This is a genomic window from Pseudomonas sp. MBLB4123, assembly GCF_051904775.1.
Lineage (GTDB): Bacteria > Pseudomonadota > Gammaproteobacteria > Pseudomonadales > Pseudomonadaceae > Aquipseudomonas > Aquipseudomonas benzenivorans_B.
In genome coordinates, this window is the sequence record NZ_CP196711.1 from 1958075 (window position 1) to 1973817 (window position 15743).

Annotated in this window: 18 protein-coding genes; 7 read left to right on the forward strand and 11 right to left on the reverse strand. The window is 67.4% G+C overall.

From position 1 onward, the window contains the following. The first annotated feature begins 26 nt into the window (after positions 1–26). The 3 genes from ACSX1C_RS08985 (at position 27) to ACSX1C_RS08995 (ending at position 1792) form a co-directional block, all read left to right on the forward strand. Complete coding sequence (locus ACSX1C_RS08985; protein ID WP_439889124.1) at positions 27–713, forward strand: hypothetical protein; 687 nt, start codon at positions 27–29, stop codon at positions 711–713. 97 nt (positions 714–810) lie between these two features. Continuing rightward, a complete protein-coding gene (locus ACSX1C_RS08990) occupies positions 811–1239 on the forward strand; it encodes a hypothetical protein (protein WP_439889125.1) in 429 nt (142 codons plus the stop codon). 271 nt (positions 1240–1510) lie between these two features. Beyond that, positions 1511–1792, forward strand: coding sequence for a peptidylprolyl isomerase (locus tag ACSX1C_RS08995; protein ID WP_213640584.1), 282 nt, complete (start codon positions 1511–1513; stop codon positions 1790–1792). A gap of 119 nt (positions 1793–1911) precedes the next feature. On the opposite strand, the gene ACSX1C_RS09000 is transcribed toward ACSX1C_RS08995, so the two are convergent. The 3 genes from ACSX1C_RS09000 to ACSX1C_RS09010 all read right to left on the reverse strand — a co-directional run bounded on the left by ACSX1C_RS09000 (position 1912) and on the right by ACSX1C_RS09010 (position 4031). Continuing rightward, positions 1912–2835 (reverse strand): EamA family transporter, encoded by a 924-nt coding sequence (locus tag ACSX1C_RS09000; RefSeq protein WP_439889126.1) that lies wholly within the window; start codon positions 2833–2835, stop codon positions 1912–1914. A 124-nt stretch (positions 2836–2959) separates the two neighbouring features. Then, positions 2960–3391, reverse strand: coding sequence for a universal stress protein (locus ACSX1C_RS09005; RefSeq protein ID WP_439889127.1), 432 nt, complete (start codon positions 3389–3391; stop codon positions 2960–2962). A 208-nt stretch (positions 3392–3599) separates the two neighbouring features. Further along, entirely contained in the window at positions 3600–4031 is a 432-nt protein-coding gene (locus ACSX1C_RS09010; protein ID WP_439889128.1) for a universal stress protein, read from the reverse strand. A 113-nt stretch (positions 4032–4144) separates the two neighbouring features. On the opposite strand from ACSX1C_RS09010, the gene ACSX1C_RS09015 reads away from it, so the two are divergent. Continuing rightward, complete coding sequence (locus ACSX1C_RS09015; protein ID WP_439889129.1) at positions 4145–5449, forward strand: MFS transporter; 1305 nt, start codon at positions 4145–4147, stop codon at positions 5447–5449. A gap of 167 nt (positions 5450–5616) precedes the next feature. Then, entirely contained in the window at positions 5617–6318 is a 702-nt protein-coding gene (locus ACSX1C_RS09020) for a YebC/PmpR family DNA-binding transcriptional regulator (protein WP_318645643.1), read from the forward strand. 20 nt (positions 6319–6338) lie between these two features. Here the strand turns inward: ACSX1C_RS09020 and ACSX1C_RS09025 are convergent, their stop codons facing one another. Then, positions 6339–6671, reverse strand: coding sequence for a carboxymuconolactone decarboxylase family protein (locus ACSX1C_RS09025; protein WP_318645642.1), 333 nt, complete (start codon positions 6669–6671; stop codon positions 6339–6341). A 213-nt stretch (positions 6672–6884) separates the two neighbouring features. On the opposite strand from ACSX1C_RS09025, the gene ACSX1C_RS09030 reads away from it, so the two are divergent. Then, positions 6885–7463, forward strand: a complete 579-nt coding sequence (locus ACSX1C_RS09030) for a hypothetical protein (protein WP_439889130.1) — start codon at positions 6885–6887, stop codon at positions 7461–7463. A 97-nt stretch (positions 7464–7560) separates the two neighbouring features. After that, positions 7561–7803 (forward strand): lipoprotein, encoded by a 243-nt coding sequence (locus ACSX1C_RS09035; protein ID WP_439889131.1) that lies wholly within the window; start codon positions 7561–7563, stop codon positions 7801–7803. Positions 7804–7805: 2 nt separating this feature from the next. Here ACSX1C_RS09035 and ACSX1C_RS09040 read toward each other — a convergent pair whose 3' ends face one another. From ACSX1C_RS09040 to ACSX1C_RS09070, 7 genes are all read right to left on the reverse strand, one after another. Further along, positions 7806–9002 (reverse strand): ABC transporter permease, encoded by a 1197-nt coding sequence (locus ACSX1C_RS09040; protein ID WP_439889132.1) that lies wholly within the window; start codon positions 9000–9002, stop codon positions 7806–7808. Next, positions 9002–10216, reverse strand: coding sequence for an ABC transporter permease (locus ACSX1C_RS09045; protein WP_439889133.1), 1215 nt, complete (start codon positions 10214–10216; stop codon positions 9002–9004). Before ACSX1C_RS09045 ends, ACSX1C_RS09040 begins: the two co-directional genes overlap by 1 nt. Then, positions 10216–10899: an ABC transporter ATP-binding protein gene (locus ACSX1C_RS09050; RefSeq protein WP_439889134.1), complete on the reverse strand. Its 684-nt coding sequence runs from the start codon at positions 10897–10899 to the stop codon at positions 10216–10218. The genes ACSX1C_RS09045 and ACSX1C_RS09050 overlap by 1 nt, the downstream gene beginning before the upstream one ends. Next, positions 10896–12047 carry an efflux RND transporter periplasmic adaptor subunit gene (locus ACSX1C_RS09055; protein WP_439889135.1) on the reverse strand — a complete coding sequence of 384 codons (1152 nt, stop codon included), beginning with the start codon at positions 12045–12047 and terminating at the stop codon, positions 10896–10898. The genes ACSX1C_RS09050 and ACSX1C_RS09055 overlap by 4 nt, the downstream gene beginning before the upstream one ends. Before the next feature lie 156 nt (positions 12048–12203). Then, positions 12204–13067 carry an FHA domain-containing protein gene (locus ACSX1C_RS09060; protein ID WP_439889136.1) on the reverse strand — a complete coding sequence of 288 codons (864 nt, stop codon included), beginning with the start codon at positions 13065–13067 and terminating at the stop codon, positions 12204–12206. A 76-nt stretch (positions 13068–13143) separates the two neighbouring features. Continuing rightward, positions 13144–14658 carry a protein kinase domain-containing protein gene (locus ACSX1C_RS09065; RefSeq protein ID WP_439889137.1) on the reverse strand — a complete coding sequence of 505 codons (1515 nt, stop codon included), beginning with the start codon at positions 14656–14658 and terminating at the stop codon, positions 13144–13146. Positions 14659–14666: 8 nt separating this feature from the next. Next, a complete protein-coding gene (locus ACSX1C_RS09070; protein WP_439889138.1) occupies positions 14667–15467 on the reverse strand; it encodes a PP2C family protein-serine/threonine phosphatase in 801 nt (266 codons plus the stop codon). Between the last annotated feature and the right edge of the window lie 276 nt (positions 15468–15743).

The following is a 15743-nucleotide window of genomic DNA, read 5'->3' on the forward strand; positions in this document are numbered from 1 at the left end:
TCAACAACAGTCATGGAGCAACACCAATGAGCGCTTACTACATAGACTTCAACAACAACACCAACAGCACTTGGACGATGGGTGTCTATCAGGAGCTGCCCCACTCCATCGGTTTGGAAAGCGTTTCCTGGAAGCAGACTACCGTTCCGACCATGGGTTCGAGCGGTGTGGAGTGGGAGATCGATTACAACGTCGCCATCGCCAACTATCGGCAGATCGGTGGTATCGGTGTGTACAAGGCCAGTCAGACACTGGTAGCCGAACTGGGCACGGTGTGGGAGTGCGTATTCAAGGACAACGTGCAACAGCTCATCCAAATGTCCGGTACCGCGCCATCCGACTCGATCATCATCAGAAACAACTCCAACCAGTTGGCCAACCTCGGGATTGGCATGAGTGGTCAGGGTTCGGTGTTCAAGAAAAATGTTGTCGGCAGTGGTGCGGCCCAGTTTCAGGTGACCCCGACTTATTATGCGGGGCTGTTCAATAACCTGGTGCTCGGTGAGGTCATCTCCAGCAATGTTGTGGTCGGACCAGAGAAGATCGTCTTCCCGGACGGCATGAACTGCGCCACGGTGACCGCGAGCATGAGCGGCGACAATATCAGGATGTCGGTCAGCTACTCCCAGGTTTCTTCGGTCTCGCGTCAGGTGCTCGACCGCTTGCTGTCCATTCAACAAGAGCGCACCGGGGAACTGTTGGAGTACCAATAAACGACGGTCCCTGTCCTCCTGCTGTATCGAATCGCATAGGGGCGCCCGCTGATTCAGCGCCTCTCATAGCCTCATGTCTTAAAAAAGGAATGCCAGCATGAGTACACCTGTGATTGATGAAGTCATATCCACCACTGGCCGCTTGAGCTTCAAACAAGGAGCGAAAGTCGACACCGCGGACCTCAAGCGGTTTTGCACCGCCGTCAACAAGGATGCGAAAGAAGTCTGCCTTGGCATTGTCGGCCTCCTGAACAAACAAGGGGTGAAAGCACAAGCCAAACAAGTCACTTCTGACAACTGGGTCATTCTGGTTGGCACCGAACGCAGCGAAACCCGCGAGCTGCTCGAAGCAGACCCCAGCATAACCGCCAACATCACAATTGCGGCCAATACGAGCGATGTCCCGGCAACCATCAACGCCTTGAACACCTTTTTCGGTAACTGGCGGGCTGTCGGTGGGCTCATTGCAACGGGCGCCGCCTTCGTGGCTGGCAGCTGGTTGATGACTGTCATTCGGCGACCCTGAAAGGTTCTAGCCTGACAAGCCACACGGGGCGTTCCGCTATCCCAGCGGCGCCCCCTCTGCCTCGACAATAACTTCATCCTGCGTGATGCACCGGCAGATGCCAGCCGACTCCGCTCACTCCCTGAACCGCCTGGATGCACACTGGCATCGAGCACTCCACAACGAGATGCCCCCGTTAAGCAGGTTGCGGGATAGCCAAAACAAGCAGAATGCTTGAATAGCTGCCTGATTGCGGTAGGCTCAGCAGCTTCTTTGTTAGGAGTAACGCCCCATGGCCCGAGCCACTGCCCGTCACATCCTGGTTGCCAGCGAAGCCAAGTGCAACGAACTGAAAGCCGCCATCGAAGCCGGCGCCGACTTCGCCCAGGTCGCCAAAGACAACTCCACCTGCCCGTCCGGCCGCAACGGCGGCGACCTCGGCTCGTTCGGCCCGGGCCAGATGGTCAAGGAATTCGACACCGTGGTGTTCAGCGCGCCGCTGAATGTCGTACAGGGTCCGGTGAAGACCCAGTTCGGCTACCACCTGCTGGAAGTCACCAGCCGCCAGGACTGATGCCGCACCGGTCCCGGATTCCGCCCGGAACCCGGGGCCAGTGGAGCGCGCTGCACTGCCTGCTTCTCGCCCCACAGGGACGCCAGCCTGTGGCCCCGAGCAAGGGCCGAAGCGCCCGCTCAGGGCTTTCGATTCCCCTCATCGATCACCCGCGGCAGCCCCGCGCCAAGCAGGCGCAGCTTGCTAACCAGCCAGCCGCCCCAGACGTTGATCAACAGCCCGAACATCACCAGCAGCGCACCGAGCATCTGCTGCGAGCCGAGGCGCTCGCCCAGCAGCATGGCCGAGGAACTCAGCCCGACCACCGGCACCAACAGCGAGAAAGGCGCCACCTGGCTGGCCAGGTAGCGCGACAGCAGCCGGCTCCACAGGCCGTAGCCGAGCAGGGTCGCACCGAAGGCCAGGTAGACCAGCACCAGGATCGAGTCCAGGCCCATGCCACGCAGCGCCGTGGCCATCACCTGCGGGCCCTCCAACCACCAGGACAGCGCCAGGAACGGCAGCGGCGGCACCAGGCTGCCCCAGACCACCAGGCCCATCAGGTTCACCTTGCCGACCTTGCGCGTGACGATATTGCCCAGCGCCCACATCGAAGCGGCGCAGAGGGTCAGGACGAAGCCGGCGAGGGTCATGCTCAGGTCGTCCTGGGTGGCGATCAGCAGTAGGCCACCCGCTGCCACCAGCAGGCCCAGCAGATTGCTCGCGCGCAACCGCTCCCCAAGCAGCAGCACGGCGAAGAACAGGGTGAAGAAGGCCTGGGACTGCAGCACCACCGAGGCCAGCCCGGCCGGCATGCCCACCGCCATGGCGGAGAACAGGAAGGCGAACTGACCAAGCGAGATGGTCAGGCCGTAGGCCAGCAACCAACGCAACGGCATTTGCGGACGCCTGACCAACAGCACCGCCGGGAAGGCCGCCAGCATGAAGCGCAGCGCACCCAGCAGCATGGGTGGCATGTCGTGCAGGCCGACCTTGATCACCACGAAGTTCAGGCCCCAGACGATGATCACGACCAGCGCCAGCAGCAGATCCTTGGGTGACATCGCGGACTCCCCTGACGGATGAGCCGCCATTAGAACAGGCCGCGCCGACGCCTGCCCACTGACAGTCGCCCGGAAATACGGGCACACAGTCGATCCCCCGTAGGGCGACGCGCGCCGGAAACCTTTACTTCACCAGCAGCACCGGCACCGGCACCTCATGAATCACCCGGGTGGCCACCGAGCCGAGCAACAGGCCGGTGAAGGTACCCAGGCCGCGGGTGCCCATCACCACGGTGTCGCACTGCAACTGCTTGACGGCGATGCCCACCTGCTCGGCCACGTTGCCCAGGGCCGTATGCTGCTGGCAGGTCATGCCTGCAGCCTCGAGCTGTTCGGCCGGCCATGTCAGCAGTTCGCGGGCCTGTTCCTGCTGCGACCGACGCATGTTGGCGATCATCTCGTCATTGACGTACTCGCCGTACAGCACCGCCTCATGCTGGACATTGAGCAGGTGCACCTCGAGCTCCGCCTTATGCATCCGGGCGAAATCGATCACGTATTGCAGGGCCCGCTTGGAACTGTCCGAGCCGTCGAATGCCACCAATACCTTGCGCATGGCGAGTCTCCTCTGCCGACATACTGAAAGCCTAGATAGCCCTGCCCGGCGCGCAGCGACGTCATTCTCCTCGAGCCGCCTGGGGCTGCAACTGGGGCCCCGGCCTTTCAGGGCCGGCCAGCGCCGATGAGCGACCGGGCCAGACCACGCCTGCGCCTGGAGCAAGGCCGAGTGGATCGCCGTCCTGGGCCGGCGGCGGCCTGGCGCGCTACTTGACCAGCACCACCGGCACGTTCACCTCGTGAATCACCCGGGTGGCCACCGACCCCAGCAGCAGGCCGGTGAAGGTGCCCAGGCCACGGGTGCCCATCACCACGGTGTCGCACTGCAGCTGCTTGACCGCATCGCTGACCTGCTCGGCCACGTTGCCCAGGGCAGTGTGGCACTTGTGGGCGATACCCGCTTCCTGCAGCTGGTCGGCCGGCCACTCCAGGGCCTGGGCCGCGGCCGCCAACAGCGACTGCTGCAACTGTTCGACGAATTCGCTGGTCACGTACTCGCCGTACAGCAGGGGCTCGTGCTGCACATTGATCAGGTGCACCTGCAGCTTCGCCCCATGGAAACGGACGAATTCAACCACGTACTCCACCGCGCGCTTCGAGCTGTCCGAGCCATCGAATGCCAGCAATATGGTGCGCATCACGCCTCTCCTCTGCCGCTCCACGACAAGCATAGTCCAGGGCCCACGGTCGCCGCCGGCGTCCGTCTTGACCTAGGCTTGCGCAGGGCCATAGCGCAGGAGATCGCCCCCACATGCCCAGGCTCAGCGACGAGATCTACACCAAGCTGGTCAACGAGGAGGATGCGCGGGTCTGCACCGACATCCGCGAAGAGGCCTGCCGCGCGGTGCCCGGCAACTTCCTGTTGCTGATCCTCAGCCACTTCTTCAGCAAGCTGGGCGACGCCCTGGCCAACCCCAAGGTGGTGCTGCCCTGGGTCATGGAGACGCTGCAGGCGCCGCTCTATCTGATCGGCTTTCTGGTGCCGATCCGCGAATCCGGCTCGCTGATTCCCCAGCTGCTGATCGCCAGCTATATCCGCGCGGTGCCCGTACGCAAGTGGGTGTGGGTCATCGGCAGCCTGGTGCAGGCCCTGGCCATCGGCGCAATCGGCCTGGTGGCCTGGTCGCTGGAGGGTGCGGCGGCGGGCTGGGCGATCATCGGCCTGCTGGTGCTGTTCAGCCTGGCCCGCGGTCTGAGTTCGGTGGCGGCCAAGGACGTGCTCGGCAAGACCATCCCCAAGACCCGCCGCGGCCAGGTCAATGGCTGGTCGGCCAGCAGCGCCGGCCTGGTCACCGTCGGCCTGGCGCTGCTGTTGCTGCTGAGCGGCGCCGAGCGGCTGCCGCCCCAGGCCTATGGCCTGCTGCTGGCCGGTGCCGGACTGTTATGGCTGATCGCCGCGGCGATCTATGCGCGCATCCGCGAATTACCGGGAGAGACCGAGGGCGGCGGCAATGCGCTGGTCGAGGCCGTCAAGCGCCTGGATATCCTGCGCCGCGACGCCCCCTTCCGGCGCTTCGTCATCACCCGCGCGTTGCTGCTCTGCTCGGCCCTGACCGCCCCCTACTACGTGGTGCTGGCACAACAGAGGCTCGGCTCGGCCGCGGCGACGCTGGGGCTGTTCATGCTCGCCAGCGGCGCCGCGAGCCTGCTCTCGGCGCCGCTCTGGGGCCGCTTCGCCGACCTCTCCAGCCGTCGGGTGATGATGCTCGCCGCCGTGCTGACGGCAGCCCTGGGCCTGCTGGTCTACCTGCTCGATAGCCTGCGACCGGGCTGGCTGGCCCTCGGCTGGACGCTGCCGGCGCTGTACTTCGGCCTGAGCATCGCCCACCAGGGTGTGCGCATCGGCCGCAAGACCTATGTGGTGGACCTGGCCCAGGGCAATCGCCGCACGGACTATGTGGCCGTCAGCAACAGCCTGATCGGGGTGATCCTGCTGTTGCTGGGTTTCGCCGGCGCCCTCGGTGCGGTGCTGGCGGTCAGCCAGATCATCCTCCTGCTGTCGCTGCTCGGCGCCCTGGGCGCGCTGATGGCGCTGGGCCTGCCGGAAGTCGAGTGAAGCGGTGGATGGCGACTCAACGCCAGCGGGTGATCGTCGGCCACCTGAAACTTGAGGGGTGCCAGCGGCCGGCGGAGCGACTAAAATCCGCGCCTGACCTGCGCCTGCCTGTCCGCCATCGCCGCCGGCACGCGCGCCATTACGACCGCACAGACCGAGAGAACCGCATGGGCGCTCAGTGGAAAGCCAAACCTAAAGAAGCCGCCGCCAACGCCAGAGGCAAGATCTTCGGCCGGCTGGTGAAAGAAATCATGATCGCCGCGCGCAACGGCGCCGACCCGGACATGAACCCCAAGCTGCGCCTGGCCGTACACCAGGCCAAGAAAGCCTCGATGCCCAAGGAAACCCTGGAGCGGGCGATCAAGAAAGGCGCGGGCCTGACCGGCGAGACCGTCAACTTCGAGCGCACCACCTACGAAGGCTTCGCCCCGCACCAGGTTCCGGTGATCGTCGAGTGCCTGACCGACAACGTCAACCGCACCGTGGCCGAGATCCGCGTGCTGTTCCGCAAGGGCCAGCTCGGCGCCTCCGGCTCGGTGGCCTGGGATTTCGACCACGTCGGCCTGATCGAGGCCTCCAGCGACAGCGGCGCCGACCCGGAGCTGGCGGCGATCGAGGCCGGTGCCCAGGACTTCGATGTCGCCGATGACGACAACAGCCTGTTCATCACCGACCCGACCGACCTGGACGCCGTCAGCCGCGCCCTGCCGGAGCAGGGCTTCACCGTCAACTCGGCGCACCTGGGCTATCGCCCGAAGAACCCGGTGACCAACCTGACGCCGGAGCAGCGGGAAGAAGTCGAGGCCTTCCTCGAGGCCATCGACGGTCACGACGACGTGCAGAACGTCTACGTCGGCCTGGCCGGCTAAGGCCCTCCCTGCCCCGCGGCCTAAGGCTGCGGGGCTCGGCCGCCCATCACCTCCTCGGCCCAGCTCAGGGCTGCAATCACCGTCGGAAAACCGATGGTGCTGGTGAGCGCCAGCAGAGCGTGACGGACCTGCTCCGGACTCGCCCCCGCCTCCAGTGCCCGCCGGGCATGGCTGTGCACGGCGCCCTCGGAGCGGATCGCCGCCGCTGCGCCGAGCTGCACCAGCTGCACTTGGCGCTCGTCCAGCGGGCCGGCCTCGCGCACCGCCGCGCCGAGCGCCTCCACGGCGGCGAAGTAGTCCGGATGCTGCTGCTTGAAGCGGCCATAGGTCTCGAGTTTCTTGTGCCTCTCCATAGGGGTCTCCCGGTTGTGGGCGCACCGCGCGGCGCGAATGGGTCTCTTACAGGGTAGCCGCCCACCACGACGATGCCCCTGGCTCATCCCACAAATGGAGCGACACAAGGCCGCCGTCACATTAAGCGGCGGAGAAAACGGCTAGAATGGCCGGCTGACGTATCGCAAGACACGGCACGCTTACAAGGACGTTGTTCATACAGGAGATTCACCGTGCACAAGCTTTTCACCCTGGGCGCTTGCCTGTTGCTGGGCGCCTGCGCCGGCACCCAGCAGGCGCACCAGCCGCACTCGGCAGATGCGGACAAGGCCCCCCTCGTCACCAGTACCCTGGAGGCCATCCACAACGCCGAGGCGATTCCCCTGCCGGTCAGAACCGGCCAGCCGTCCATGGCCTACGGCAGCTCGCTGTCCAATTACCGGGTCTATGCCCTTCACCTGAACAAGGGCGAGCGCTATCGCCTCGGCGTCAGCTCGCCGTGCCAGGACAGCTGCCTGGGTATCGACAAGTTCGCCCTGAAGCCTCGGGCCCTGCTGCTGGACGCCAACGGCGCGGTGATCGCCAGCCAGGCCTCGGCCGGCGTCGGCCGGATGAACCTCGGCTGGGACGGCGAGGCGCCGGAAGACGCGACCTACTACCTGCTGGTGGCCGCGGACAGCGACGACATCGGCAAGACCATCGTGATCGACGATGTATGGGTCAACAACTCGCCCTTGATGGCCGTGGAAACCGGCCTGCCCAATGCGCCGTTCGGCCGCATCGGCACCCCGACCTCGCCATCGCTGGAGTGAGGCCGCCGATAGCCACTATCGGGGCGAATGATTTTTACCCGGTCCCATCGACCCCTAACCTGTGGGCATGCCGTTACCGCCGCCCATAGGTACCCCGATGAAACGCCCGATTGCCCTCGCCCTGCTCGCCCTCCCCCTGGCCGGCTGCGCCACACCGCGGGCAGCCGACGAACGCCCCTACAGCGACGCCGAGATCAGGCAATTCTCCCTCGAACTGCTCAGCCGCAGCGGCCTGCCCTACGAGGACTACGAGAAGATTCGCCGCGCCCTGCTCGAACCCAAGCCGCGAGCGGGCCGCGCCCTCGCTGCGCCGCCCCAGGCCCAACCGGAACGTGGCTGAACCTACTCGCAGTGCAGCGCCTCCACCGGCTGCAGGCGCGCCGCCCGCCGTGCCGGGGCGATGCCGGCGAGTACGCCGATCAGCCCGGCCAGCAGCAATGCCAGCAACAGGAACAGCGGCTGCAGGCTGAGCGGCAGGCCGGGCACCAGCAGATGCAAGGCCCCCAGCAGCATCCCCATCAGCAACAGCCCCAGCACACCGCCGAGCAGCGATAGCAGCAGCGCCTCGCCGAGGAACAGGCCCAGCACCTGGCGCGGCGTGGCGCCGATGGCGCGCAGCAGGCCGATCTCCGCGGCGCGCTCGCCCACCGTGGTGGTCATGATGGTGAGGATGCCCACCGCCCCGACCAGCAGCGAGACGCCGCCGAGGGCACCGATGGCCAGGCTGAGAATGGCGAGAATGCGGTCGAGGCTGCGCAGCATGTCGTCCTGGGTGGTGAGGCTGAAGTCCTCGCCCCCATGGCGCTCGATCAGCACCCGGCGCACCCGCTCGCCGAGCGTCACCGCACGGGTGCCGCCATTGAACACCAGGTTGATCTTGGCCAGGCCGTCGCGGTTGAACAGGCGTTGCGCCCAGTCCACCGGGATGTAGGCGATGTCGTCGATATCGAAACCGAGCAGACGGCCCTTCTCCTCCATCACCCCGATCACCCGAAAGCGCATGCCGCCGACCCGGACCCGCTGTCCCAGCGGATTGGCATCGCCGAACAACTCCTCGCGCAGGGTATGGCCGAGCACCACGTAGGGCGGCGAACGGCCGGCGCGCGGCTCCGGGAGGAATTCGCCCATGGCCAGCCGGAAGCGCCAGGCCTGGGCCATCTGGTGACCGCTGCCGAGGATGCCGATGCGCCGATCGAGGCGGCCGTACTGCACATCGCCATGCCCCTGGATGATCGGCACCACCGCCTCGACATGGGGCAGGCGGCGCAGCGCATCGGCATCGGCAATGCTTAGGGGACGCACGCTGCCGAGCAGGCCGCCGAGGCCGGCGGTCTGGCTCCGCCCCGGGCGAATGGTCAGGTTGCGCGTGCCGAACTGGGCGAAGTTCTCCTGTACATAACCGCGCAAGCCCTCGCCGATGGCGGTGAGCAACGCCACCGCGGCGATGCCGATGGCCACCCCCAGCAGGGTCAACAGGCTGCGCAGCGGCCGGCTGAGCAGGGCCGAGCCGGTCAGTTTGAGGCCATCGTGAAACTGCATCAGTGCCCCCCTGCCAACGGCTGCAGGGCCGCCACCGGGGCCATGGCGGCGCCGCGACTCGCCGGTAGCCAGGCGAACAGCAATGCACTGGCCAGCGCCAGGGCCAAGGCCCCGAGCCGCGCCCACCAGGGCGCGTAGAGCGGCAGCTGCAGCAGCAGGCGCGCACCCCACAGCAGCGCCTCGCCGAGCAGCAGGCCGGCCAGGGCCCCGCCCAGGGCCAGCAACGCCGCCTCGCCGAGAAACAGCAGGCGCACCTGCCCGGCCGTCGCCCCTATGGCCTTGAGCAGGCCGATCTCGGCGGTGCGCTGGCTGACCGAGATCCAGGTGACGTTCATGACCAGGATGCCGGCCACCAGCAGGCTGATGGCGGCGACCCCGGCGAGGGCCAGGGTCAGGGTCGCGAGGATGTCGTCGAAGGCGCCGAGCAGGCTGCCCTGGCTGACCAGGGTGACATCCTCTTCGCCGCCGTGACGGGCGCGCAGGGTGGCGAGGATCTGCGCGCGGCTGCTGGCCAGGAAGCGTGGCCCGCGAATTTCGACGAACGCGCGCAGCAGGCCCTCTCGGTTGAACAGCGCCTGGGCGTTGGCCAGCGGCATGATCAGCATCTCGTTGAAGTCCATGCCGAAGGACTCGCCGCGCGGCGCGAGGATACCGATCACCCGCAGGCGCCGGTCGCCGGCGCGCAGCCACTGGCCGAGGGCCGGCGCCGAACCGAACAGCTCGCGGCGCAGGCCGGCACCGATCACGCAGACCGCCTCGGGCTCGTCGTAGGCCAGCCGCGGCAGCGCCTGGCCCTGGGCCACCCGCAACTGGCGAATGGCGAAGAAGTCGCGGCTGGTGCCCAGGACCAGGACCTCGCGGCTGCGATTGCCGGCACTGACCTGCAGCTGGCCGGCCTGCTGCGGCGCGACCCGCCGCACCTGAGGCAGGCGAGCGATGGCGCGGGCGTCGCCGGCGGTCAGCTCACGCGGCGACAAGCCGGTGATCGGCGGCATGCCGCCGGTGGTCTCGTTGCGCCCGGGCAGGACGATCAGGGTATTGCGCCCCAGGCTGGCGAACTCCTGGACCACGAAGGCCCGCGCGCCCTCGCCCAGACCGGTGAGCAGGACCACCGCGAGCACGCCGATGCCCACCGCCAGCAGCAGCATCAGGCTGCGCGAGCGATGCCCGCGCAGGGCACCGAGCCACAGCTGCACGGCATCGACGGCGCGCATCAGGCCGTCTCCCGCTGAGCCTCGTGAACCCGGCGACCGTCGCACAGGCGCAGCTGGCGCCGCGCGCGGGCCGCGTGCCGGGCATCATGGGTCACCACGATCAGGGTCAGGCCCTCGGCGTTGAGCGCCTCGAGCAGGGCGAACACCTCTTCGCCGGCGTGGCTGTCGAGGTTGCCGGTGGGCTCATCGGCCAGCAGCAGCTGCGGCTGCATGGCCACGGCCCGGGCGATCGCCACCCGCTGGCGCTGGCCGCCGGACAGCTCGCCCGGGCGATGCCCCAGGCGCTCGCCCAGGCCCAGGCCCTCGGCCAGTTGGAGGCTGCGCTGACGGCGCGGCTTCGCCTCGATGCCGGCCAGGAGCATCGGCAACTCGATGTTCTCCAGCACGCTCAGGCGCGGAATCAGGTGGTAGGACTGGAACACGAAACCTATCCAGCGGCTGCGCAACTCGGCGCGGCGCGCCTCGCTGAGCGCCGCCGTGGCCTCGCCGTTGAGCCAGTATTCGCCGCCGTCCGGGGCATCCAGCAGGCCGAGGATGTTGAGCAGGGTCGACTTGCCCGAGCCGGACGGCCCCATCACCGCCAGGTAGTCGCCGGCGGCGACCTCCAGCTCCAGCCCGTCGAGGCCGACCACGCGTTGCTCGCCGACCTGGAAACGGCGGGTCAGACCGCTCAGGCGGATCATCGCCGCGGCTCCGGCTGATCCGCCGAGATCACCGCGATGCCGTCCTCGAGTCCTTCCTGGTCGAGGCTGGCGAGAATCCGCTCGCCCTCCTGCAGGCCGCCGAGCACCTCGGTCCAGCGCCAGTTGGCCAGACCGGTATTCAGGGCCACCTCGCGCAGCATTCCGGTAGCGGGGTCGTAGCGCAGTACCCGGCGCCCCTCCAACAGGGTCTCGGTGGGGATGCGCAGGCCGCCGGCACTCTGCTCCAGGAGGATTTCCACATCGGCGCTGTAGCCGGTCAGCAGGGTCACATCCACCGGCAGCTGGACGAAGCGCACCTCGACATCGACGGTACGCGCCTGCTTCTCCAGCTCGCGGACGAAGGGCGCGATGCGGCTCACCTGGCCGACGAAGGTGCGCCCGCGGAAAGCGTCCAGGCTGATGCGCACCGGCATGCCGATGCGCACGCGACCGGCGTCCACCTCGTCGATCGGCGCGTCCACATAGAGACAGCTGTCGTCGATCAGGTCCACCGCAGGCGGGGTCGGGATGCCCGGCGGCGAGGGCGTGACGTACTCGCCCAGCTCACCGTTGATCTGCGCCACCGTGCCGGAGAAAGGCGCCCGCAGGTTGGCCTGGTCGAGCAAGGAACGTTGCAGTGCCAGATTGGCATCGGCCTCGCGGATCGACGCGGCGCTGGAGGTGCAGGCCAGTTGCGCCAGGCGGGCGCGGGTCTCGGCCTGGTCGAGGCGATCGGCGGCCAGCAACTTGCGCGCGGCCAGGCGCTCCAGGCGCTGCAGGTCGCGCTGATCGAGCTTGGCCTGACGACAGGATTGCTCGCGGGCGTTGCGCTTGGCCTCCAGGCGCGCCTCGGCTTCCTGCACCCGGGCCAGGCGATCATCCTGGCGCAGGCGCATCAGCACCTGGCCCGCCTCGACCCGCTGCCCCTCGTCGACCAGCAGCTCGCTGACCTGGCCGCCGATATTGAACGACAGGTGCGAACGCCGGCAGGACTTCAGGGTGCCGGCGCGGGTATTGGCCACCAGGGTCTCCACCGGTCCGCGCTCCACCGCCACCAACTGCACGGGCATGGGCTGGGGACGCCCCCACCACCAGCCAACTGCCAAAAAACAGGCAACAACCACAAGACCTATCGATAGACTGCGCATGTGTGCCTCTATTTTGACACTGTCATCCTGAGCCTAGGACAGCCCTCCTCGGATTCAATGGCGCCTTTCTGCAGTTGGTCGCCTGATAATTGTTCTTAGTCTCGATAGGCCGCCGGGCAGCCGCCCACTGGGGGAGGGTTCGGCGCCCGGACAGGTCTAGAGCAGGGCCTTGGCGGCCAGGGCCGCGGCCACCCCGACCAGCAGGAGCACCAGCAACACCAGAGCGGCCGAGGACAGCCCGTGCTGTTTCGCCCCGAGCGGCTCGTCGGGCGTCTCGGCGGCCTTGGCCTGGGCCACCGCACGCAATGGGTTGAGGCTCGCGGCCCGAGGCGCGGCGGGCTTGCTCGTGAGCGGCTTGGGCAGATCGATGGCACGCACGAACTGGGTGGCATCCTCGTCCTCGGCCGGCGCCACCGTGACCCTGGGGCCGATCACCAGCAGGCTCACCGAGCCCATCTTCACCTGGTCGCCGGGCTGCAGCACCGCCGTCGACACCTTCTGCTGGTTGACCAGTACCCCGTTGGCCGAGGCCAGGTCCTTGACCTCCAGCACGTCGTCCTTGAGGAAGAATTCGCAGTGCCGGCGCGACAGCTCCGGGTCGCTGAAGCTCAGCTCGCACTTGACCGAGCGGCCGAAGGTCATGGAGCCGTGGACATGAAACTTCTTGCCCTGGTGCTCGCCCTTGATCACCTGGAGGAACCAGCGCGGCGCCGTTTCGACCCGGGGCCGTGCCTGCGCCGGGTCGAGCAGCACCAGCTCCAGGGTGCCCAGGCGCACCCGGTCGTTGGCCCGCAGCTGGTAGCGCGCGCCGATACGCTCGTCGTTGACGAAGGTGCCGGTCTGGCTGCCGTAGTCGGTGAGGTAGTAGTAGCCATGGTCCTGGCGCACTTCGGCATGGAAAGCGGCGATCTGGGCGTCGTCCAGCACCAGGTCGTTGCGGCTGTCCTGGCCGATGCTGAAGCGCTCATCCGTCAGCCAGATGGGCGCTTGGCGGTTGTCGCTGAAGTGGACTCTGAGCATGTTGCCTACTGCCTCGAGAATGAGACGGGGACGCCAGGCCGGACCGCCGCAGCTGCGGCAACCGGGCCCGACGTAGTCACGGGTTGAAGATGTTGTTCCACAGCCGCTTGATCGGGTTCTGCCCGTCCCGCCGGCCCGCGCCCGAGGTTGTCTGGCGGCGCGGAGCCTGGGCCAGGCGCACGCGTCGCTCATGGTTGTCATAGAGTTTTAGCAGGGTTTCGTTGGCCGGCTCCACTTCCAGTCCGTGCTTGATGTACTCCAGCGCCAAGGCATGTTCGCGCCGCTCATAGGCCCGCTCGCTCTGCTCGATGAAGCGCTGCACCACGCGGCTGAGGCCGGCCAGGGCGAGCAGGTTGTCCGGCTCCCAGGCGAGCACGCGGCGGAAGTAGAAGGTCGCGCTGTCATCTTCGGGCAGCAGCAGGCGGTTCTCCGCGATGCGCTCATCGGCCAGCGCCAGGTAGCCGGCGATGCGGGCCTGCAACACCCGCTGCAGGCCATCCAGGGCCTGGGCGTTGTCCTCATCCAGGGCCAGGGCCTGGCGGAACCAGTAGTCGGCGTTGTCCTGGGCCGGTTCCTGCAGGCGCCCCTCGCCCAGGCGTTGCTCGGCCCGGGCCAGGTAGTCGCCCAACTGCACCTGGCGGTAGCCGTAGTAGCCCGCCCCACTCGCCCCGGCGAGCAGCAGCATGCCGAGCACGGCCCAGGCCAGGTGCTTGCGCCAGGCGTCCATGGGCGCGCCGCGGCGGCCTCTGTCCGGCCGCACGAACGGGGCACTGAGGCTGCTGTCGCCAGACTCTTGGGCCACTTCCTCCAGGCTCGCCAGCAACACCCGGCAATCGGCGAAGCGTTCGTCCGGGTCCTTGGCCAGCATGCGCGCGAGCAGCCACTGATAGGGCTGCAGCGGAGACGGCAGCGACGGCGGCTCCATCTGCAGGTGGTTCATCACGGTCTGGGTGTAGTTGGCGCCGCGAAAAGGGTTATCGCCACCGAGCATCTCCAGCAGGATCACCCCGAGGCTGTAGATGTCGCTGCGCGCATCCAGGGGCTGGCATTGCGCCTGTTCCGGGCTGCTGTAGGCCGGGCTGCCGACGGCGATGCCGGCCTGGGTGAGGTCCTGATCGAGCGTGACCTGCTTGGCCACGCCGAAATCGCTGAGCACCACGGTGCCGTCGTCGCGAAAGAGGATGTTGGCCGGCTTGATGTCGCGGTGCACCAGGCCGCTGTCGTGGACCACGGCCAGGGCGCTGGCGATCTGCCGGACGATGCGCAGCGCCTGGGCGGGGGCGAAGCGCTGGCCCTTGTACTGGGCCAGGTCGCCGCCGGGGACGAACTCCATGGCCAGGTAGTGGCGCCCATCGGCGAGCCGGTCGATGTCATGGATGGTGATGATCGAGGGGTGATGCAGCGAGGCCAGCAGGTGGCCTTCCTTGATGAAGCGCTGGCCGAACGCCTGGTCCGCGCTGCTGAGCAACACCTTCACCGCGACCTTGCGCTGCAACGACAACTGGGTGGCCAGGTAGACCTCGGCCATGCCGCCCTTGCCGAGGCGGCCATGCACCCGGTAACCGGGTATCTCGAGCAGATCTTCTGTCATGTCGGCGATCAGCTTTTCATCGGTTTGAACAGCCGGCTGAGCAGACCGCGCGGCTCCGTGGTCGCAAGCGCTTGGCCCGGCTCGGTCGGCGCGCAGCCCAGCACGATGCAGGAAATATTGTCATGGCCCCCTTGGCCGTTGGCCTGAGCGATCAAGGTCGCCACCAGTTCGTCCAGGGTAGCCGCGGTGGCGCACTGCTGCTGGATCTTCCCGTCGTCCAGCTCACCGCTCAGGCCGTCGCTGCACAGCAGCAGCAGCTCGTGCGCACGCAGCCGCCCCCGCGCCAGGCCGATCTCAAGGCTCTGGTCCTCACGTCCCAGGCATTGGAAGATCACCCCGCGCTGGGGATGGCAGCGCGCCTCGGCCTCGCTCATCTGGCCGGCGTCGATCATCGCCTGGACCCAGCTGTGGTCGTGGCTCAGGCGCTCGATGGCGGTGGCGTCGACGCGATAGGCGCGACTGTCGCCGACCCAGGCGATCTGGAAATCGCTCCCGCTGAAACGCACGGCGACCAGCGTGGTGCCCATGCCACGGCATTCGGCATCGGCCTCGGCGGCGGCCAGCACGGCGGCATTGGCCGCATGCACCGCGGAGCTCAAATCCTCGCCCGCCGTACAGGCCGCAGCCAGCGCCTGCAGCGCCAGAGCGCTGGCCACCTCGCCCCGCCTATGCCCGCCCATGCCGTCGGCGACGGCCCACAGGCCCTGCTCCGGGCAACAGAGCAGGGCGTCCTCGTTGTGCCCGCGCACCAGGCCGACATCGGTGGCCGCGGCGTATACCAGAAGTTGTGGGTTGCTGGTTATCGACATGCGTACGGCCTTCACCTCTGAACCCTGCGCCCGATCCTCGACGGCTCGAGACCACTGTTCGCATGATGCGACTGCGCCGTGCGGCTGTCATCGCTTCGGGCGTTTTTTCCGGCGAAGTGTTAACCAGTCGAGCCGTACAACACCCGACGCCAGGCAGCGCCCTCGCCCATGCCGCCGCTCGGCCAAGGGACTATCATTAAACTGACGTTGATGACGATCAGCAGCTGCAGGCTGGTGCAGCCTGGGAGGTGGGAGTGCCCTGGAAATCACCGATTC

Coding starts and splice junctions, on each gene's coding strand:
- ACSX1C_RS08995 (WP_213640584.1), top strand. CDS start 1,511: ATGGCCCGAGCCACTGCCCGTCACATCCTGGTTGCCAGCGAAGCCAAG.
- ACSX1C_RS09035 (WP_439889131.1), top strand. CDS start 7,561: ATGAAACGCCCGATTGCCCTCGCCCTGCTCGCCCTCCCCCTGGCCGGC.
- ACSX1C_RS09025 (WP_318645642.1), bottom strand. CDS start 6,671: ATGGAGAGGCACAAGAAACTCGAGACCTATGGCCGCTTCAAGCAGCAG.
- ACSX1C_RS09040 (WP_439889132.1), bottom strand. CDS start 9,002: ATGCAGTTTCACGATGGCCTCAAACTGACCGGCTCGGCCCTGCTCAGC.
- ACSX1C_RS08990 (WP_439889125.1), top strand. CDS start 811: ATGAGTACACCTGTGATTGATGAAGTCATATCCACCACTGGCCGCTTG.
- ACSX1C_RS09045 (WP_439889133.1), bottom strand. CDS start 10,216: ATGCGCGCCGTCGATGCCGTGCAGCTGTGGCTCGGTGCCCTGCGCGGG.
- ACSX1C_RS09010 (WP_439889128.1), bottom strand. CDS start 4,031: ATGCGCACCATATTGCTGGCATTCGATGGCTCGGACAGCTCGAAGCGC.
- ACSX1C_RS09065 (WP_439889137.1), bottom strand. CDS start 14,658: ATGACAGAAGATCTGCTCGAGATACCCGGTTACCGGGTGCATGGCCGC.
- ACSX1C_RS09015 (WP_439889129.1), top strand. CDS start 4,145: ATGCCCAGGCTCAGCGACGAGATCTACACCAAGCTGGTCAACGAGGAG.
- ACSX1C_RS09055 (WP_439889135.1), bottom strand. CDS start 12,047: ATGCGCAGTCTATCGATAGGTCTTGTGGTTGTTGCCTGTTTTTTGGCA.
- ACSX1C_RS08985 (WP_439889124.1), top strand. CDS start 27: ATGAGCGCTTACTACATAGACTTCAACAACAACACCAACAGCACTTGG.
- ACSX1C_RS09050 (WP_439889134.1), bottom strand. CDS start 10,899: ATGATCCGCCTGAGCGGTCTGACCCGCCGTTTCCAGGTCGGCGAGCAA.
- ACSX1C_RS09060 (WP_439889136.1), bottom strand. CDS start 13,067: ATGCTCAGAGTCCACTTCAGCGACAACCGCCAAGCGCCCATCTGGCTG.
- ACSX1C_RS09020 (WP_318645643.1), top strand. CDS start 5,617: ATGGGCGCTCAGTGGAAAGCCAAACCTAAAGAAGCCGCCGCCAACGCC.
- ACSX1C_RS09000 (WP_439889126.1), bottom strand. CDS start 2,835: ATGTCACCCAAGGATCTGCTGCTGGCGCTGGTCGTGATCATCGTCTGG.
- ACSX1C_RS09070 (WP_439889138.1), bottom strand. CDS start 15,467: ATGTCGATAACCAGCAACCCACAACTTCTGGTATACGCCGCGGCCACC.
- ACSX1C_RS09005 (WP_439889127.1), bottom strand. CDS start 3,391: ATGCGCAAGGTATTGGTGGCATTCGACGGCTCGGACAGTTCCAAGCGG.